This is a genomic window from Streptomyces sp. NBC_00569, assembly GCF_036345255.1.
In the GTDB taxonomy this organism is placed as follows: Bacteria; Actinomycetota; Actinomycetes; order Streptomycetales; family Streptomycetaceae; genus Streptomyces.
Genome location: NZ_CP107783.1, coordinates 7,540,138 through 7,558,437 on the forward strand (window position 1 = coordinate 7,540,138; position 18,300 = coordinate 7,558,437).

The following is an 18,300-nucleotide window of genomic DNA, read 5'->3' on the forward strand; positions in this document are numbered from 1 at the left end:
CGAACACGACCGCCCCGCCGCAGTTCGTACATCACCACGCCCGCGCGCGTGCGCGGCCGCCGGAGCCCCCGAAGACGTGTCGCATCCGCATGTCGTGGCGCGCTGGGAGGACGGCTCGGGATGGGTCACTCAAGCGGGTGACATGACCACGAACCGCTTCGAGGTGCCTCGACCCTCCTACCTGCCTTGATGTCGGAAATCGTCAAAAGGTTCCACGAATCGTCTCTCAATCACGCATCTGTTCTGGAACAAGATGATGAGGACGCCCAACCTCTGCCTCCGCACTCCTGTCTAACCCTGCGGTAGGCGGACGAGACGGACTGTCCGCGAGGAACAGTGGAATACGGGGATGCATGCAGATTTCTTTCCTGATTCACAACGCGTACGGAATCGGAGGGACGATTCGGACGACGTACAACCTCGCGAACACGCTTGCCGAACAGCACGACGTCGAGGTGGTCTCCGTCCTGCGCCACCGTGACGAGCCGGTTTTCAGGGCCGACCCAAGGATCCGGGTCCGGCACCTCATCGACATCCGCAAGGGCACACCGGGCTACGAGGGCGACAGCCCCGAATACCGCGCCCCCGCCGCGACGTTCCCGCGCGCCGAGGGCCGATACGACCAGTACAACGCGCTCACCGACCGGCGGATCGCCGAGCACCTGCGCGCGATCGACGCCGACGTCGTCGTCGGCACCCGCCCGGGGCTCAATGTGCACCTGGCCCGCCAGACCCGGCGCGGTCCCCTGCGCGTCGGCCAGGAACACCTCACGCTCGACAGCCACCCCACCGCGCTGCGCCGGCAGTTGCGCGCGGTCTACCCGCGGCTCGACGCGCTCACCACGACCACGGAGGCCGACGCCCGGGCGTACCGCGCGAAGATGCGGCTGCCCGGCGTGCGGATCGAGTCCGTGCCGAACCCCGTTCCCGCGCCCGGCGTCGAGCCGGCGGACGGCTCGGGCAAGTGGGTGGTCGCGGCCGGCCGGCTCGCGCCCGTGAAGCGGTACGACCTGCTGGTCAGGGCCTTCGACCGGGTCCGCGCCGAGCGGCCCGACTGGCGCCTGCGGATCTACGGCAGCGGAAAGCAGAAGGACAAGCTCCGCGCCCTGATCGACGACCTCGGTCTCTACAACCACGTGTACCTGATGGGCCCCGCCCACCCCATCGAACCGGAGTGGGCGAAAGGTTCCATCGCCGCCGTCACCTCCAGCCTGGAGTCGTTCGGCATGACGATCGTCGAGGCGATGCGCTGCGGCCTCCCGGTGGTCGCCACCGACTGTCCGCACGGCCCCGGCGAAATCATCGACAACGGTGTCGACGGGCGTCTGGTCGAGGTGGGCAACGTCGAGGCGATCTCCGGCGGCCTCCTCGAACTGATCAACAACGACGCGCTGCGCGCCCGGATGGCGAGCGCCGCGCTCAAGGACTCCGAGCGGTTCGACCCGGCGCACATCGCCGAGCGCTACGAATCGCTGTTCGGCTCGCTGACGGCCCGCCGCGGCAGGGGCCTTCTGCACCGCACCCGCGGCGCGCTGCTCGGGGGCGTGTACGCGGTGCGGGACGCGGGACGCTCCGCGTCCACGGCCCAGGGAACGAAACAGAGAAAGGAGCGCACGGCATGACGCCGCCGACCGCTTCGGCCGATTTCCCGGCCTCGTCCGAGCCGTCCGTGGGGGACGGGACCACGGCGCCCCGCGCCGACTGCATCGCCGACTCGGCGGGCGGTCTCACCTTCGACGTCACCGACCACGGCGGGCCCGACCCGGCCCATCTGGTCCTCACCGACCGAGACAGCGGCGAGGACGTGTGCCTGCCGCTGACCCCGGCGGGCGACGGCAGCCTCCGGGCGGCGCTGCCCAGCAGCGTGCGGCTGCCCGAGGGGCGCTGGGACGTCTTCGCGCAGGTGGCCGGCGAGGAGCCGCGGCGTCTGGCCCCCGGCCTCAACGACCTGCGGTCCCTCGTCGACCGGGTACCCAGCGGCTCCCGCGGCTTCGTCGCCGTCCGCATCCCCTACGCGACCAAGCACGGCAACCTCACCGTGCGGAGCTGGTTGCGCGCCCCGCACGCCGAGGCGGGCGAACTGCTCGTCACGGAAGGCGAGATGACCGTCAGCGGTCGGATCTACGGCACCGCGATCACCCCCAAGGCGTACGCGGAGATACGTTCACGCACGGACGGCGGGCCGGCGCTCCGCAGCGAACTGACCGCGCGTGGCGACGAGTTCACCTTTCGCGTCGGGTACGAGGAGCTGGAAGCGGGACGCTGGGACCTGTGGGTGCGCCCGGAGGGCGAGGACGGACTCGCGGTACGCGTCGCCCGGCTCCTGGACGACGTCGCCGACAAGAAGCCGATCTTCACCTACCCGACCGCACGCCTGGACACCGGGCGCGGCCGGATCGCGGTGGAGCCGTACTACACGAGAGACAACGACCTGGCGGTCCTCGTGACCGCGGCGGCCGACGAGTAGTCCGCGCGGCACCCCGGCGGACTCCGTGTCCGCGAGCGCGGGCAGACTCTAGCCCATGCTGGAGACCTCGGCCCGACTCCTGCGGCTCCTCTCGCTGCTGCAGGCCCGCCGCGAGTGGTCGGGCGCCGACCTCGCGGACCGGCTCGGCGTCACACCGCGCACCGTCCGCCGTGACGTCGACCGGCTGCGCGGGCTCGGCTACCCCGTCGACGCGAGCCCCGGCACCGGCGGCGGCTACCGGATGGGCGCCGGCGCCGAGCTGCCGCCGCTGCTCCTCGACGACGACGAGGCCGTCGCCGTCGCCGTCGGTCTGCGCACCTCGGCGGACCAGGGCGTCGAGGGCATCGGCGAGACATCCGTACGGGCCCTGTCCAAGCTCGAACAGGTCCTCCCCGACCGGCTCCGCCGCCGCGTGTCCGCCCTCAACGCGTTCACCGTGCCGATGCTCCGCGGCCCGGATCCCTCCGACGCCGACCCGTCCGTCCTGACCGAACTCGCCGCCGCCTGCCGGGACTCGGAGCGGCTGCGCTTCGCCTACGAGGACCGCGGGGGCGCCGCCACGCGCCGCACCGTCGAGCCGCACCGCCTGGTGTGCAGCGAGCGCCGCTGGTACCTGGTCGCCTGGGACGTCGACCGGGAGGACTGGCGCACGTTCCGCGTCGACCGCATCACGCCGAGGCCGCCGCACGGGCCGCGCTTCACCCCGCGCACGCCACCCGCCGACGACCTCGCCGCGTACGTCTCCAAGGGTGTCTCGCAGGGCCCGTACGCCCACGCGGCGACGATCCGGCTCCTGGTGCCAGTCGAGGAGGCGGCACAGCGGATCAGCCCGTCGGCGGGCACGCTCGAGGCCGACGGCGACGACAGGTGCGTGCTGCGCACCGGGGCGGCGAGCCTCGATGCGATGGCGATCCACGTGATCCTGACGGGCTTCGAGTTCGAGGTGCTCGAACCCGACGGGCTCACGGACGTGATCAGGTCAGCTCGGGACCGTCTGTCCCGGGCACTGGAACGGGCCGGCTCAGCGGACGGGCCGAGGCGAACGCCGGATGGTGCAGATCGAACGCCGGGGACTCGGAGCGGACCCGGGGCAGCGTGACGAAGTTGTGCCGCGGCGCCGGGCACGGTGTCGCCCACTCCAGCGAACGCCCGTACCCCCAGGGATCGTCCACCTCGACCTTCTCGCCGTACCTGGCCGTCTTCCAGACGTTGTAGAGGAACGGCAGCGTGGACAGGCCGAGCAGGAACGAGCCGACGGTCGACAGCGTGTTGAGCGCCGTGAACCCGTCGGCCGCCAGATAGTCGGCGTAGCGCCGCGGCATGCCTTCGGCGCCGAGCCAGTGCTGCACCAGGAACGTGGTGTGGAAGCCGACGAACAGCGTCCAGAAGTGGATCTTCCCGAGCCGCTCGTCGAGCATCTTCCCGGTGAACTTGGGCCACCAGAAGTAGAAGCCGCCGAACGTCGCGAAGACGACGGTGCCGAACACGACGTAGTGGAAGTGCGCGACCACGAAGTACGAGTCCGTCACATGGAAGTCCAGCGGCGGCACGGCGAGGATGACGCCGGTCAGGCCGCCGAACAGGAACGTCACCAGGAAGCCGACGGACCACAGCATCGGGGTCTCGAAGGACAGGGACCCGTTGATCATCGTCCCGATCCAGTTGAAGAACTTCACGCCCGTGGGCACCGCGATCAGGAACGTCATGAACGAGAAGAACGGCAGCAGCACCCCGCCCGTCACGAACATGTGGTGCGCCCACACGACGATCGAGAGCCCGGTGATGGCCATCGTGGCGCCGACCAGCATCGTGTAGCCCCAGATCGGCTTGCGGCTGAAGACCGGGAGGATCTCGGAGACGATGCCGAAGAACGGCAGCGCGATGATGTAGACCTCGGGATGGCCGAAGAACCAGAAGAGGTGCTGCCACAGCAGCGCACCCCCGAACTGGGCCTCGAAGACCACGGCCCCGAAGCGCCGGTCCGCCTCCAGGACGAGCAGCGCCGCGGCGAGCACCGGGAAGGCCATCAGCACGAGGATCGACGTGAACAGCGTGTTCCACGTGAAGATCGGCATCCGGAACATCGTCATCCCGGGCGCCCGCATCCCGATGATGGTCGTCAGGAAGTTCACCGCGCCGAGGATCGTGCCGAAGCCCGCGAGCGCCAGACCCATGATCCACATGTCGGCGCCGACGCCCGGCGAGCGCGTCAGGCTGTTGAGCGGGGCATACGCGAACCAGCCGAAGTCCGCGGCCCCGCCGGGCACCATCAGGGAGCTGATCACGATCAGCCCGCCGAAGAGGAACAGCCAGTACGAGAACATGTTGAGCCGGGGGAACGCCACGTCGGGGGCGCCGATCTGCAGAGGCATGATCTCGTTGGCGAAGCCCGCGAAGGTCGGGGTCGCGAAGAGCAGCAGCATGATCGTGCCGTGCATCGTGAAGAGCTGGTTGTACTCCTCGCTGGACAGCATCTGAAGGCCGGGCCGTGCCAGCTCCGCCCGCATCAGGAGCGCCATGATGCCGCCGGCGAGGAAGAACGCGAACGACGTGATCAGGTAGAGGTGGCCGATCTTCTTGTGGTCCGTGGTGGTCAGCCAGTCCACGACGATCCGGCCCGGCGTCCTCGTCCGCGCCGCTCCTGCCGCCGGCTGCACGGGCTGCACGTCCGTCGTACCCATCGCTTGCCCCCTCGCTTCTCGCGCCCCGGGCCTGCCTCGAGCACACGCCATGATGCTCGCGTCCCCACGACTCCGACAGGGGGCGTACGGGAGCTCTGTGTCGCGTTCATGCAATTCCGATGGGGCGTCAGCTGATGAAGAGCGCCCGGGAATCAGAATTCAGCGGGTCCCGGGCGCGGTCGTGACGCTATTTTCGGGAACGTTATCCGGACCCTTTCTGTGAAGTCGCGGAATTATGCCGTGGCGCGCGCAGAACATGCGCAGAAGGAGCATTGAATCGCTCGTACGTGTGACGGAGTTCGGGTGAAACGCGTGTCGTGGACCTGTGACAGAAGCGTGACCGGAGGGGGACCGGTGACGGGGCGCGGTCCGCCCTGGTGTCCGTCGGCCCGGCCGCCTAACGTGGCGGTCATGGCACCCATTCCGACCCCTCCCGCAGAACCCCAGGACACCCTCGACACATACGTCGGCCTCGATGCGCCGGGCGCCGAGCGGCGGGCCCGTGAGCGCGGCTGGTCCACGGTCAGGTCGCTGCCCCCGGGCGCGATCATCACCATGGAGTACCGCGCGGGACGCCTGAACTTCGAGGTGTCCGACGGCACCGTGACCCGCTGCTGGAAGGGCTGACGGGACAACGCGAAGGCCCCCGGTTCCGTCACGGAACCGGGGGCCTTCGGCGTGCGGGGCAGGCGGTGCGTACCGGCCCCACGGTCTTCGACGCTCTCGCGCCGGCGGCGGTCAGCCGCCGGCGACCGGGCGGGCGGACGTGGTGCCGCGCGGCACCCGGTCGGCGTGCGGCGGCCTGCGGCTGCCGGCCGGGGTGACCGGGGTGCGCTCGGAGCGCGCGGTGTGCGGGCCCGGGGCGAGCAGCCCGGGAGGCCGCACGGCCCGCGAGGCGGCGACCGGTTCGCGTACCGGCGGCTCCTCCGATGCGGGCGGGGAGACGCGCTGCGGAACCATCGTGGGCGTGGTGGCGGCCGGGGCGGGCGCCGGGAGCGCACCGGAACGACGGTTGCGCCACAGCTCGCGCAGCGAGAAGATCCAGGCCTCGACCTGCGTGATCAGCGGTTCGACCCAGGGCAGCGCGAGCAGGATGAGCAGTCCGGCGGCCCATCCGAGGAAGACATCGCTGAGCCAGTGCGTACCGAGGTAGACAGTGGTCAGGCCGACGCTCAGCGAGATCACGGCGGAGGCGGCCGACAGCCAGCGCCTGGCGCGCGGCGTCGAGGCCAGGTAGGCGAGGATTCCCCAGGTCACCACGGCGTTGGCGGTGTGGCCGGAAGGAAATATATCGCCGCCCTGCCACATCTCGTTCGAGCCGATGGTGGTCGCGTAGTGCGGGCCGAGGCGGCCCATGCCGAGCTTGGCGGCGCCCACGGTGATGTTCAGGAGCAGCAGCGCGGCACCGAACGTGAGCAGCGGCCGCAGCGTGTGCTGGCGCCATGAGCGCCAGCCGAGCCAGGCCATGACCATCACCGCGGTCGGCCCGCGCTGGCCGAGCACGACCCAGTAGTCCAGGAACGCGTGGATCTCGGGCCACTGCTGGTACGGCCGGAAGAACATGACCTGCCAGTCGAAGGTGACCAGCCAGGACGTGGTCAACACCGCCACCACGATGGCGAGGTAGAAGGACAGGGTGGCCCCGAAGAGCACGACCCTGTGCCGGCTCATCCTGGGCACATCCAGGTTGACCGGTCGTTCCGGCTCACGGTCGAGGCGGGCGAAGAGCCGCTCCAGACGGGTGAGGTTTCGTTCGGTACGCACCCAATCGACGCTACAGCGAGTGAGTGCCGAACCCGGCCGAATCACTCGGTTTGTGATGACGATGTGATGTGGGATTGCTCTCAGCGGGGCGATTATCCCTGCGGATATCACTATCCGACCGGGGTGCCGCCTTCAATTTCATTGATCATTTCTTGTATTCGTTTTTCGCCGCGCCCGAATTCGTTCACCGTCGGCTTCCTCGGAATTCCCCCTCCGATCACCCGGGGCGATCGGACGGCCTCCCGGGGCCCGCCGAGTCGATCAAGGAGGACCCGAGCCGTTCAGCCAGAAGGCCCCGTAGACCGCCGATGCCACGGCCACGCCGCCGAGCACCGCCGCCGATCTGCTCGTTCGCAGGCGGGCGAGCGCCACCGCGACCGGCAGCAGGAGCGGGAAGGCGGGCAGGAGCAGTCGCGGCTTCGAGCCGAAGTACCCCGACGCGCACAGGGCGAGCGCGACGACGATCCCGCAGTAGACGAGCAGCGCGAGCGGCTGACCTCGTCGTACGCACAGCACGTAGAGCCAGATCACGAGCGCGACCCCGACGATGAGGCCGAGCCCCGCGAGCGCCGAGGGGAATGACGTGAACTTGTCGCCGACGAAGCGGGCGAAGGCGAGGCCGCCGTCGAAGCCGTTGCCCCACTGGCCCTGCACGTCGAGATATCCGAAGAGGCCGCCTCCGGTGCGGTGCCCCACCCACAGGACGTACGCGGCTGCGCCCAGCGGGGCGAGCAGCACGCCGACGGCCATGCGCCAGGAGACCTTCCTGTCGCGCACGACGTGGACCGCGGCCGTCGCCCAGAGTGCGGCGACCACCGCCGCCCCCACCGGCCGGGTCAGCCCCGCGAGCGAGGCGAGCAGGCCCGCGCTCACCCACCGTCCGGTCAGGACCGCGTACAGCGACCAGGCCGCGAGCGCCGTGAACAAGGACTCGCTGTACGCCATCGACTGCACGATCCCGACCGGGAGCACCGCCCACAGCGCGACCGCGCAGACCCCGGCCCGCCTCCCGTACAGCAGCTCGGCCACCAGGAAGATCCCCCAGGCCGCGCAGAGCGACGCGAGCCAGCTCACCAGCAGGCCCGCGTCCGCGTACGACAGGGGACTCACCGCCGACACCAGCCGCTCCAGCCACGGCAGCAGCGGGAAGAACGCGAGGTTCGAGTGCACGGTGCCGTCCGGCAGACGCACCTCCCAGCCGTAGCCGAAATCCGCGACCCGGGTGTACCAGAGCGAGTCCCAGCGGGCGGTCAGCAGCGTGTGCGGGCTCTTCCCCTTCGCCGCGCTCCACACGGCGAGCATGAGCAGGCCCAGGGCGCGCACCCCGGCATAGGCAAGGAGCGCGGGCGCCGCACGGCGCAGCGCACCGGCCGCCCGGGCCCGCGCACGCCGCAGTTCTTGCAGGTCGACTTCGGTCACGGCGTCGATTATCGGCGCCGGGCGCAACCGGACCGCACGCGCGGTGCGTGGTCGCAGGGTGGAGCGTGGCGTACACCACACTCCACGGTCAGGCACATGAGAGGTCCGCCACGTGTCACCACAATGGACTCGCGTACTCTGGCGGCTCACTCGCCAATCGTTGCGTGGGCACGGGAGTCCGCTCCTTCCGGCCGCAACCGCGGGGAAGTCCCCACCCCGCGGATCCGCCGAGCGCGAGGGACCACTGGGAGGTACGCATATGTCAGGGACGACCACGGCCGCCGTGCCCTCTCGCCTGCGGACCGCAGGGCCAGGCGCCAACCGCTGGGTCGTCCTCGTCGTCCTGTGCACCAGCCTGCTGCTCGTCGCCCTCGACGCGACCGTGCTGCACGTCGCCGTCCCCGCCGTCACCCAGGACCTGCGCCCCTCGGCGGTCCAGCTGCTGTGGATCGTCGACGCCTATCCGCTGATCTGCGCGGCGCTCCTGATCCTCTTCGGCACACTCGGCGACCGCGTCGGACGCCGACGCGTCCTGCTCCTCGGATACGGCCTCTTCGGCGTGGCCTCCGCTCTCGCCGTGTTCGCGTCGACACCGCACGTCCTGATCCTGGCCCGCGCGCTGCTCGGCGTTGGCGGCGCGATGATCATGCCCGCGACCCTGTCGATCCTGCGCGCGGTCTTTCCCGACCGGCGCGAGCGGGCCGTGGCCATCGGCGTCTGGTCCGCGGTCGCCGCGATAGGCGCCGCCACCGGACCGGTACTCGGCGGCTTCATGGTCGAGCACTTCTGGTGGGGCTCGGTCTTCCTGATCAACATCCCGCTGATGGCCGTCATGCTGCCCCTCGGCCGTCTCATACTTCCCGAGTCCAAGGGCCGTTCCGACGGGCCCTGGGACGTGGTCGGCGCACTCATGGCGGCCGTCGGAATGCTCGGTGTCGTCTATGGCGTGAAGCGGCTCGGCGTCGACCGTGACCTGCTCGACCCGTCCGCCGTCGGCCCCCTCCTCGTCGGCGCGGCCGTGCTGATCGTGTTCGTGCGGCGGCAGAAGCGCCGCGAGCATCCGCTCGTCGACATGAAGATGTTCGCCAGGCCGGCCTTCTCCACCGCGGTCGGCTGCATCGTCCTCGCCATGCTCGCCCTGGTCGGGCTGGAGCTGATCGCCGTCCAGTATCTCCAGCTGGTACTCGGCCTGAGCCCCCTGGAGACGGGGGTGCGGCTGCTGCCCCTCACCTTCGCGGCGATGGCCGCGGGTGTCCTCGGCTCGGCGCAGCTGCGCCGTTTCGGACCGCGCCGCATGGTCTCGGCCGGCTTCGTCCTCACCGCGGCCGCGGTGCTCATGCTCACGCTGATGGGACAGCACGACCGTCCGTCGCTGCTCACCTTCGGCTTCGTCCTTCTCGGCTTCGGCCTGCAGACCACCCTCTTCGGGGCGTACGAGTCGATGCTCACCGAGGCCTCGGCGCAGGACGCGGGTGGCGCCGCGGCGATAGGGGAGACGTCCTACCAGCTGGGCGCGGGCATGGGCATCGCCCTGCTCGGCTCGGTGATGAACGCCGCGTACGCACCCGGGATCGCCCGGGTCGCCGGAGTGCCCGGATCCGCGAGCGCCCACGCGGGCAACTCGCTCGGCGAGGCGTACCAGGTCGCGACACGGCTCGGCGGCACCGCCGGTGAGGCGCTGCGCAGCGCCGCCCGGGTCGCCTTCGTCCACGGGCTGCACGTGACGCTGTTCGTCAGCGCCGGGCTTCTGCTGCTCGGTGCGGTGGCCGCGCTGCGGCTGCCCCGGCGGATGGAGTGCGAAGCCACTGCCCCGCAGGACGCGGAGGGCACGGCGAAGATCGGGCCCCAGCGCGGTCCCGAGCGGGTCGGCGTGGAGTCCACCGTCGCGTGACGGCTGCCGCGGGCGGTGACCCGGCCGAGGGGCCGGGCCCTACCCACCCGTGACGCTCAACTCTGGTTGAAGAAACCGTCCGTCGGACGGCTCTCCGCCTCACCGTTGACCACCTGCGTGTCGGCGGGGCTCAGCAGGAACACCCGGTTCGCCACCCGCTCGATGGAACCCCGCAGCCCGAACGTGAGCCCGGCCGCGAAGTCGACGACGCGCTTGGCGTCCCCGGGCTCCATGGCCGTGAGGTTGATGATGACCGGGACACCCTCCCGGAACATCTCGCCGATGCCACGGGCGTCCCGGAATCCGTCCGGGGTGACCGTGCCGATGCGGCGGCCCTGCTCCTCGGCGGCGTCGGCCGCCACCTTCACGCGTGGGTCCGTGACCCAGGCGGCGCCGGTGTGGGGCTCGGACCCCTCGGCGTAGTCGTCGTCGTAGTAACGCTCGTCATCGTTGTCGTCGACGAGGCCAAGCCAGGCACTCGCCTTGCGCACCGATCCCATGGACGCCTCCTCTCACAGCGGTTCCTCTGCGTTTCGTATCCCTATGGTCGTCCATGATGCGGATGGTGCGCCAAGTGGATAGTCGCCGCGCGGGGTTTTCGTGACGCTACTGGTGCAGAGTCAACACAGCGCTGTCCCGTGAATCCCAAGGGTCGTACCCCGTACGGCTGCTGACAGTGAGTGAAATATGATTCTTCGCGGCGTATGGGTGACGGCCGGGGCGTACGGGTGAACGGCACCCTCGATACGATGCCGCAGCTTACGTCTTCGAGACCCTCGGGGGAGTCGTCTTGTTCGGAATAGTCCGGCCTTGCAGCCATCGTCTCGGCGAGGGGCTCAAGGCGCAATGGATGGCTCATCTGTGCGGACTCTGCCTGGCGCTGCGCGGTGACCACGGGCAGTTCGCCCGGGTCGTCACGAACTATGACGGTTTGTTGATCTCGGTTCTGACGGAGGCTCAGGCCGAACACGCCGCCGGGGGACGGCGCACGGCGGGGCCCTGTCCGCTGCGCGGGATGCGCACCGCGTCCGTCGCGCAGGGCGAGGGCGCCCGGCTCGCCGCGGCCGTCTCACTGGTCCTCGCCTCGGCGAAGGTCCGCGACCACGTCGCCGACGGCGACGGCCTCCTGGCCCGCAGGCCGGTGGCCGCGGCGGCCCGCCGGGTCGCCGCCAAGTGGGGAAAGGCCGGTTCCCGTACGGGTTCTGACGTGGGGTTCGACACGGCGGTCCTGGTCGACGCCGTGGAGCGCCAGATCGGGATCGAGGCGCTCGCCGGCCTCGGCACCCCGGTACTCACGGTCACCGAACCGACCGAGACGGCGACCGCCGCCGCCTTCGCGCACACCGCGGTCCTCGCCGGACGCCCCGGCAACGCGGCGCCGCTCGCCGAGGCCGGCCGGCTCTTCGGGCGGCTCGCGCACCTCCTGGACGCCGTGGAGGACAAGGAAGCTGACGCCACGTCGGGTGCCTGGAACCCGCTCACGGCGACCGGCACGGACCTCGCCGAGGCACGCCGCCTCGCCGACGACGCACTGCGCGGCATCCGCCTCGCCCTGCGCGAGGCCGAATTCGTCGACGGCACGCTCGCGCACCTGCTGCTCGTCCACGAACTGCGCCGCTCGGTCGACCGCGCCTTCGGTACGTCGGGCTGCGCGCACGGCACCGACGCGTCCCACGGCACCGACGCGTCTCACGGCGGCGGCCCCGCGCGCGGCGCGCACGCTCCGGCCGCGTCCACGCCGCAACAGGGACCCGGTGCGCCCGGCCCCTGGGTGCCCACCGGATCGGGCCCGTACGTGCCGCCCGGGTCCTCGGGCCCGTACGGCACGCAGAATCCGTACGGCGGCGGACAGGGTGGTCCCGGTGGTCCGGGAGGGCCCGGTGGCTTCGGCGGCGGGCCGTCCTTTCAGCCGCCGAAGCCCGGCAAGCGCGGGTTCTTCGCCGGGTGCGCCGCGGCCATCGGGCTCTGCTGTACCTGCAAGGTGTGCTGTGCCGACGAGTTCGAGGGGCCCTGGTCCCGGAAGAGGCGCGAAGGCTGGTGCAGCGAATGCTGCTCCACCGACTGCAGCTGCTGCGAGGCGTGCTCCATCTGCGAATGCTGTGAGTGCTGCTCCTGCTGCGACTGTTGAGCCCCCGGGGCGCGGGTCGCCGGGCGCGGTTCGTGGGTTCGGGGTCAGTCCTTGATCTCGGGCGGTGAGATCTGCGACTTCTCGATCGCGGACTCGCTCGTGCCCCACTTCTTGAGGATCTTGTCGTACGTCCCGTCGGCGATCAGCTTGTTCACCGCCGCCCGGAACGCCGGCGCCAGCTTCGTGCCCTTCTTGAAGGCGAAGCCGACGTCGAGGCGGTGGTACTCGTTGAGGAACTTCAGCCCCTCCTGCTGTGCGACGGCGTACCGCAGCCCGTTGATGGTGCTCATCACCACGTCGGACCGGCCCTGCTGGAGGGACGACCAGATCGCGCTCTGGTCGGCGTACGTCTTCACGCTGTACGTCTTCTTCCCGGCGTCCGTGCAGAGGTGCTTGTTCTCCTCCAGGGTCGCCTCGAAGGTGGTGCCCGCGCCGGTCGCCACGTTCAGGCCGCACAGCTGTCGGAGGTCGGTGACCTTCTTCAGGTCGCTGTCCTTGCGCACGGCGAAGCCCTGGCCGTCATTGATGTACGTGACGAAGTCGATCGTCCTGCGCCGTTCGTCCGTGACACCGAAGTTGCCTGTGCCCAGGTCGTACTTGCCGCTGCCGAGCGCGGGCAGGATCGCCTCGAAACCGGCCGCCTCCCGCTTCAGCTTCAACCCGAGGACCTTGGCGACGGCGTCGGCGAAGTCGATGTCCTGGCCGGCGGCGGTCCTGCCGTCCTCCAGGTAGAAGGCGCCGGGCGGGGTGCCACCGACGGAGGCGCCGACGGTCAGCCTGCCGTCGGCCCGGACATCCGCGGGCAGCAGCTTCGCCGCCGCCTCGTCTTTCCTGACGGCCTTCACCACGTCGGTCGTGGGGATCTTGCCGCTCTTGCCCGCGGGCGCGGCTCCGCCGGCGGAGGCTCCGGGGTCGCCGGTGCCGCATCCGGTCAGTGCCAGCGTGGCCGCGGTGATCAGCGTGAAGGCGGCGGTGAGCCGCTGATGGGACGTCAAAGTCGTACGCATGGCGTGGAGTTCTGCCCTTCGAAGACAACAGGCACGCGGGGATGGGGAGACAGCTGAGGGGAGGGGTACGCGAGGGACGCGTGGGTGTGTGAAGGCGCGGACGAGTGCGCGCACTTGGGCGCACCGGGAAACGCGGAAGACAGGGAAGGCGCGGAAGACGCAGGAGATGCGGGAGACGTAGAAACGTTCAAAACGCAGCGTGTGTCTCGAAGCGTCAGAAAGCGCCGAGAAGAGAGAGAAGCAGACGCGCAGCGGGCGTCAGAAGGGCATCAACAGGACGCCGACCACACTCGACCGAAGTCGATGTGGGAGCGCGTGACCAGCCACTGCTGCGGATGCATGGGGCAAGTGGAACAGGCATCCGTTTCCGCGTCAACTCACTTGAGACGTACGGCTCACACTCTGGACAGCCTTGACAGCGAGCGGAGCGAGCCCCGTACTCTCGGCGAGGGGACCGCTGCTGAGGGGCTCGGCCCGCAAGTTCCGTGTGAAGGCAAGACCGTGCTGGATTCCAGTGCCCACGGAGCCTTCGCATGTCCTCGAACACACTCGCAAAAACCACGCCTGCCGCGGCCGGACCGCCCGCCGAGACCGGTGAGGCACAGCCCCGCATCGTCCGCCGGCCCCGCACCGGCCAGTGGCTCGCCGCCGCCGTCGTCCTCGCACTCCTCGCGCTCGCCGCCCATTCGGTGATCCGCAACGACGCCTTCCAGTGGGACGTCGTCGCCGACTACTTCACATCGGCGTCCGTCCTGCGCGGACTCGGTCTCACTCTCTGGCTGACCGCCCTCGTCATGGTGCTCGGCTTCGCCCTGGGCACCCTGCTCGCCGTCATGCGTCTGTCCGCCAACCCTGTTCTGCGCGCGGTGAGTTGGGGCTACGTCTGGCTGTTCAGGTCGATGCCGATCCTCGTGCAGCTGCTGTTCTGGTTCAACATCGGAGCGCTGTACCCGCACATCCTCGGCATCAGGACCGTCGACCTGTTCGGGCCGGTCACCGTCGCCATCATCGGCCTCACCCTGCACGAGGCCGCGTACGCCGCCGAGGTGGTGCGCGGCGGCATCCTCTCCGTCGACCGCGGGCAGATCGAGGCCGCGCAGGCGCTCGGCCTGAGCCGGTTCAGGCGCTGGCGGCGGATCATCCTGCCGCAGGCCATGCGCTCCATCGTGCCGCCGGCCGGGAACATGCTGATCGGCACCCTCAAGGGCACCTCCATCGTCAGCGTCATCGCCGTCCAGGACCTGCTCTACTCGGTGCAGCTCGTCTACCACCGCACCTATCAGGTCATCCCGATGCTCCTGGTCGCCACCATCTGGTACGTCGTGGTCACCTCGCTCCTGAGCGCCGGCCAGTTCTACGTCGAGCGGCACTACGCGCGCGGTTCGGAGCGCACCCGATGAGGCCCTCGCTGGTGATCGTGGGAGCCGGTCCGCGGGGGACCGGCATCCTGGAGCGGATCGCCGCCAACGCACCCGAGTACGCCGGGCTCGAACTCGACATCCATCTCGTCGACCCCTTCCCGCCGGGCGGCGGACGGGTCTGGCGGCAGGCGCAGACCTCGCTGCTCTGGATGAACTCGCAGTCCCAGGACGTCACGATGTTCACCGACGACACGGTCGAACTCGACGGTCCGGTACTCCCCGGGCCCGCCCTGCACGAGTGGGCGGACCTCGACGGCCGCGCGTTCGCCGGCCGGCAGCTCCAGGGTGCCTATCTGCGCTGGGTGTACGAGCGGTCCGTTGCCGCGCTCCCGCCGGGGGTCACCGTCCGGCACCATCCGTGCCGCGCCCTGCGCGTCAGCGGCCCCCGCGAGGGCCGCCAGCAGGTGTGGCTCGACGGGCGTGCCCGCCCCCTCCTCGCCGACACCGTCGTCCTCGCCCAGGGCCACCTCGACGCCGAACTCGACCAGGAACAGCGGGAGTTGAGCGCGTACGCACGCGAGCACGGACTCGTCCACCTGCCGCCCGACTTCACCGCGGACAGTGACCTGTCCGCGCTCGCGCCCGGCGAGGACGTCCTCGTCCGCGGCTTCGGCCTGGCCTTCGTCGACCTGATGGTGCTCCTGACGGAGGGGCGCGGCGGGCGGTACGAGGGGGACACGTACGTCCCCTCGGGACGCGAGCCTGTCCTGCACGTCGGTTCGCGGCGCGGCGTCCCCTACCACTCCAAGATCGGCTACGACTGGACCGGCGAACGGCCGCCGCTGCCCCGCTTCCTCGGCCCCGCCGAGATCGACGAACTCCTCGCCCGCCCCGACGGATACGACTTCCGCCGCGACGTGTGGCCCCTCATCGACAAGGAACTCGGCTTCGCCCACTACCACCGCCTGTTCACCGCCCACCCCGGGCGCACCGCCGTCGCCTGGGCCGACTTCGAGGAGAAGTACGCCGCCGTCGAACCCCTGAGCGCCGAACTCCAGGCCCTCGTGGCCTCCGCCGTGCCCGATCCGGCGGACCGCCTCGACCTCACGGCCCTCGACCATCCGCTGGACGGCGTACGCCACACCTCGTACGAGGAGCTCCAGGACGGGCTGCGCGGCTACATCACCGCGGACCTCGAACGCCGCCACGACCCCGCGCACAGCCCCGACCTCGCCGTGTTCCTCGGTCTGCTCTCCGTGTACGGGCAGGTCGTGCGGCTCGGCGACATCGGGTCCTGGTGGCACGGCTTCTTCAGCTGTCTCGCCTCCGGGCCGCCCGGACCGCGGCTGCGGCAACTGCTCGCGCTCTCCCGGGCGGGCGTCGTGAAGTTCGCCGGCGCGGACATGCGGGTCACCGCCGAGGACGGCGTCTTCCGCGCCACGAGCGCCACCGTGCCCGGATCCGTCATCGAGGCCCGCGCCCTCGTCGAGGCCCGCCTGCCGCACCCCACGCTCGCCCGCACCCGCGACCAGCTCCTGCGCGAGCTGTACGAGGAGGGGGCGCGGGCCACCCCGGCCGGGCTCCTCGCGGTCGACCCCGAGGACGGGCGCGTTCTGCACCGCGACGGTACGGCACACCCGCGCCGCTTCGCGCTCGGCCCGCACACGAACGCCCGCGGCGCCGGGGCGTTCACACGGCCGCGCACGAACAGCCCCTCGTTCCGGCAGAACGACGCCACCGCCCGCGCGGTCCTGGCGCTCCTGCGCGAACTCTCCTGTCGCGCCGCAGCCTGAACCCCGCTCGCCCCCTCCTCTCCCCTGTTCCGGAGGAACCGCCATGTCCCTGACCAGTGATCCACCCATCGACAGAACGACACCGGCCACGACCGCCGGCGGCGCCGAAGACCCCGCCGCGCTGAAAGTGGTGCCCGTCCGCCACCCCTGGCGCTGGGCCGCCATCGTCGCGACCGCCGTGCTGCTCACCCAGTTCGCGCACGGATTCATCACCAACAGCGGCTGGGAATGGGGGGTGTTCGCCGACTACTTCACCGCCGACGTGGTCCTCAAGGCGGTGTGGGTCACCCTTCAGCTGACGTTCTACGGAACGGCGCTCGGGTTCGCGCTCGGCCTCGTCCTGGCCTTCATGCGCCTGTCCGCCAGCCGGTTCCTCCAGGCCGTCGCCTTCGGCTACATCTGGGCGTTCCGCTCGATCCCGCTGATCGTGCAGCTGCTCTTCTGGTTCAACCTGGCCTATCTGTACAAGGAGCTGCAGTTCGGCATCCCCTTCGGGCCCGGCTTCCTCTCCTTCGACACGATGGGCCTGGTCGGCGCGATGAGCGCCGCCGTCCTCGGGCTCGCGCTCCACCAGGCCGCGTACGCCGCCGAGATCGTGCGCGGCGGTGTACTGGCCGTGGACAGCGGCCAGTTGGAGGCCGCGGCCGCGCTCGGCATCCCCCGGCTGCGGCAGATCCGCCGCATCGTCCTGCCGCAGGCCATGCGCTCGATCCTGCCGAACGCGGCCAACGAGGTGATCTCCCTCTTCAAGGGCACCTCGATCGTCTCCGTCATGGCGATCGGCGAGCTCTTCTACCAGGTCCAGGTCATCTACGGCCGCAACGGGCGCGTGGTCCCGCTCCTGATGGTCGCCACCGTCTGGTACGTGCTCCTGACCAGCGCGCTCTCCGTCCTCCAGCACTACGTAGAACGACACTTCTCGAAGGGAACCACCCGATGAGCGACGCGGGCGCCGACCGGACCATGGTCGACATCAAGGCCGTCCACAAGAGCTTCGGCACGCTGGAAGTGCTGCGCGGCATCGACCTGGAGGTGCGCACCGGCGAGGTCACCGTCGTCCTGGGCCCGTCGGGCTCCGGCAAGTCCACGCTCCTGCGCACCATCAACCACCTGGAGAAGGTCGACAGCGGCTGGATCAGCGTCGACGGCTCCCTCGTCGGCTACCGGCGCGACAGCAGGGCTTCGGCCCGAAGGGCCTCCGGCAAGGGCGGTGGTGGGCGACGGGCGGGCAAGCTGTACGAGCTGCGCGAGCGCGAGGTGCTCAGGCAGCGCACCCAGATCGGCTTCGTCTTCCAGAACTTCAACCTGTTCCCGCACCTCACCGTCCTGGAGAACATCACCGAGGCCCCGGTCTCCGCCCTCAAGCGTCCCCGCAAAGACGCGCTCGACAGCGCGCGCAGGCTGCTCGACCGGGTCGGACTCGCCGACAAGGCCGGCGCCTACCCGAAGCAGCTCTCCGGCGGGCAGCAGCAGCGCGTCGCCATCGCCCGCGCACTGGCCCTCGAACCGAAGCTGCTGCTCTTCGACGAGCCGACGTCGGCGCTCGACCCCGAACTCGTCGGCGAGGTCCTCGACGTCATCAAGGACCTGGCGCTCCAGGGCACCACGATGATCGTCGTCACCCACGAGATCGGCTTCGCCCGCGAGGTCGCCGACACCGTCGTCTTCATGGACGAGGGCCGCATCGTCGAACAGGGCGCCCCCGGCGACGTGCTGGACGCGCCGCGCCACGACCGCACGAAGGCGTTCCTCTCCAAGGTCCTCTGACCCTCGCGCCCATTCCACCCTC

Annotated in this window: 14 protein-coding genes and 1 pseudogene; 10 read left to right on the forward strand and 5 right to left on the reverse strand. The window is 70.5% G+C overall.

All coding sequences use genetic code 11. The annotated features are described in order from the left end of the window. Positions 1–353: 353 nt before the first annotated feature. From OHO83_RS33960 to OHO83_RS33970, 3 genes are read left to right on the forward strand one after another with little or no spacing between them, the layout of a single operon-like run. The gene (locus OHO83_RS33960) at positions 354–1,622 is read left to right on the forward strand and encodes a glycosyltransferase family 4 protein (RefSeq protein ID WP_266668888.1); all 1,269 of its coding nucleotides are present in this window, start codon (positions 354–356) and stop codon (positions 1,620–1,622) included. Further along, a complete protein-coding gene (locus OHO83_RS33965; RefSeq protein WP_330280193.1) occupies positions 1,619–2,467 on the forward strand; it encodes a hypothetical protein in 849 nt (282 codons plus the stop codon). The genes OHO83_RS33960 and OHO83_RS33965 overlap by 4 nt, the downstream gene beginning before the upstream one ends. A gap of 55 nt (positions 2,468–2,522) precedes the next feature. Beyond that, positions 2,523–3,566 (forward strand): helix-turn-helix transcriptional regulator, encoded by a 1,044-nt coding sequence (locus tag OHO83_RS33970; protein WP_330280194.1) that lies wholly within the window; start codon positions 2,523–2,525, stop codon positions 3,564–3,566. On the opposite strand, the pseudogene ctaD reads toward OHO83_RS33970, so the two are convergent. Next, a pseudogene (gene ctaD, locus OHO83_RS33975) lies at positions 3,481–5,148 on the reverse strand (aa3-type cytochrome oxidase subunit I); the annotation flags it as partial. The gene OHO83_RS33970 and the pseudogene ctaD sit on opposite strands and share 86 nt — an antisense overlap. A gap of 411 nt (positions 5,149–5,559) precedes the next feature. Here ctaD and OHO83_RS33980 point away from each other — a divergent pair. After that, complete coding sequence (locus OHO83_RS33980) at positions 5,560–5,775, forward strand: I78 family peptidase inhibitor (RefSeq protein WP_116502908.1); 216 nt, start codon at positions 5,560–5,562, stop codon at positions 5,773–5,775. Positions 5,776–5,886: 111 nt separating this feature from the next. Here the strand turns inward: OHO83_RS33980 and OHO83_RS33985 are convergent, their stop codons facing one another. Together OHO83_RS33985 and OHO83_RS33990 are read right to left on the reverse strand one after the other, a co-directional pair. Beyond that, a complete protein-coding gene (locus OHO83_RS33985) occupies positions 5,887–6,912 on the reverse strand; it encodes a phosphatase PAP2 family protein (protein WP_266668885.1) in 1,026 nt (341 codons plus the stop codon). 261 nt (positions 6,913–7,173) lie between these two features. Beyond that, a complete protein-coding gene (locus OHO83_RS33990) occupies positions 7,174–8,214 on the reverse strand; it encodes a hypothetical protein (RefSeq protein WP_330280822.1) in 1,041 nt (346 codons plus the stop codon). A gap of 376 nt (positions 8,215–8,590) precedes the next feature. Here OHO83_RS33990 and OHO83_RS33995 point away from each other — a divergent pair, with 376 nt between their 5' ends. Next, on the forward strand, positions 8,591–10,222 hold the full coding sequence (locus tag OHO83_RS33995; RefSeq protein WP_330280195.1) for an MFS transporter: 1,632 nt from the start codon (positions 8,591–8,593) through the stop codon (positions 10,220–10,222). Positions 10,223–10,278: 56 nt separating this feature from the next. Here the strand turns inward: OHO83_RS33995 and OHO83_RS34000 are convergent, their stop codons facing one another. Continuing rightward, on the reverse strand, positions 10,279–10,722 hold the full coding sequence (locus tag OHO83_RS34000; RefSeq protein ID WP_116502912.1) for a cell division protein SepF: 444 nt from the start codon (positions 10,720–10,722) through the stop codon (positions 10,279–10,281). Between the two features lie 290 nt (positions 10,723–11,012). Here OHO83_RS34000 and OHO83_RS34005 point away from each other — a divergent pair, with 290 nt between their 5' ends. After that, on the forward strand, positions 11,013–12,350 hold the full coding sequence (locus OHO83_RS34005) for a DUF5685 family protein (RefSeq protein ID WP_330280196.1): 1,338 nt from the start codon (positions 11,013–11,015) through the stop codon (positions 12,348–12,350). 44 nt (positions 12,351–12,394) lie between these two features. On the opposite strand, the gene OHO83_RS34010 is transcribed toward OHO83_RS34005, so the two are convergent. Further along, positions 12,395–13,357: an ABC transporter substrate-binding protein gene (locus OHO83_RS34010; RefSeq protein ID WP_266668878.1), complete on the reverse strand. Its 963-nt coding sequence runs from the start codon at positions 13,355–13,357 to the stop codon at positions 12,395–12,397. 533 nt (positions 13,358–13,890) lie between these two features. On the opposite strand from OHO83_RS34010, the gene OHO83_RS34015 reads away from it, so the two are divergent. From OHO83_RS34015 to OHO83_RS34030, 4 genes are read left to right on the forward strand one after another with little or no spacing between them, the layout of a single operon-like run. Beyond that, positions 13,891–14,757 carry an amino acid ABC transporter permease gene (locus OHO83_RS34015; RefSeq protein ID WP_266668876.1) on the forward strand — a complete coding sequence of 289 codons (867 nt, stop codon included), beginning with the start codon at positions 13,891–13,893 and terminating at the stop codon, positions 14,755–14,757. Next, entirely contained in the window at positions 14,754–16,511 is a 1,758-nt protein-coding gene (locus tag OHO83_RS34020) for an FAD/NAD(P)-binding protein (RefSeq protein ID WP_330280197.1), read from the forward strand. The genes OHO83_RS34015 and OHO83_RS34020 overlap by 4 nt, the downstream gene beginning before the upstream one ends. A gap of 43 nt (positions 16,512–16,554) precedes the next feature. Beyond that, a complete protein-coding gene (locus tag OHO83_RS34025) occupies positions 16,555–17,451 on the forward strand; it encodes an amino acid ABC transporter permease (RefSeq protein ID WP_266668873.1) in 897 nt (298 codons plus the stop codon). A gap of 23 nt (positions 17,452–17,474) precedes the next feature. Continuing rightward, entirely contained in the window at positions 17,475–18,278 is an 804-nt protein-coding gene (locus OHO83_RS34030) for an amino acid ABC transporter ATP-binding protein (protein WP_266676234.1), read from the forward strand. Positions 18,279–18,300: the final 22 nt, after the last annotated feature.

What these genes read in the sequence shown, in the direction of transcription:
- OHO83_RS33960 (WP_266668888.1), top strand. Translation starts at nt 354, where the DNA reads ATGCAGATTTCTTTCCTGATTCACAACGCGTACGGAATCGGAGGGACG.
- OHO83_RS33965 (WP_330280193.1), top strand. Translation starts at nt 1,619, where the DNA reads ATGACGCCGCCGACCGCTTCGGCCGATTTCCCGGCCTCGTCCGAGCCG.
- OHO83_RS33970 (WP_330280194.1), top strand. Translation starts at nt 2,523, where the DNA reads ATGCTGGAGACCTCGGCCCGACTCCTGCGGCTCCTCTCGCTGCTGCAG.
- OHO83_RS33980 (WP_116502908.1), top strand. Translation starts at nt 5,560, where the DNA reads ATGGCACCCATTCCGACCCCTCCCGCAGAACCCCAGGACACCCTCGAC.
- OHO83_RS33990 (WP_330280822.1), bottom strand. Translation starts at nt 8,214, where the DNA reads ATGCTCGCCGTGTGGAGCGCGGCGAAGGGGAAGAGCCCGCACACGCTG.
- OHO83_RS33995 (WP_330280195.1), top strand. Translation starts at nt 8,591, where the DNA reads ATGTCAGGGACGACCACGGCCGCCGTGCCCTCTCGCCTGCGGACCGCA.
- OHO83_RS34000 (WP_116502912.1), bottom strand. Translation starts at nt 10,722, where the DNA reads ATGGGATCGGTGCGCAAGGCGAGTGCCTGGCTTGGCCTCGTCGACGAC.
- OHO83_RS34010 (WP_266668878.1), bottom strand. Translation starts at nt 13,357, where the DNA reads ATGCGTACGACTTTGACGTCCCATCAGCGGCTCACCGCCGCCTTCACG.
- OHO83_RS34015 (WP_266668876.1), top strand. Translation starts at nt 13,891, where the DNA reads ATGTCCTCGAACACACTCGCAAAAACCACGCCTGCCGCGGCCGGACCG.
- OHO83_RS34020 (WP_330280197.1), top strand. Translation starts at nt 14,754, where the DNA reads ATGAGGCCCTCGCTGGTGATCGTGGGAGCCGGTCCGCGGGGGACCGGC.
- OHO83_RS34025 (WP_266668873.1), top strand. Translation starts at nt 16,555, where the DNA reads ATGTCCCTGACCAGTGATCCACCCATCGACAGAACGACACCGGCCACG.
- OHO83_RS34030 (WP_266676234.1), top strand. Translation starts at nt 17,475, where the DNA reads ATGGTCGACATCAAGGCCGTCCACAAGAGCTTCGGCACGCTGGAAGTG.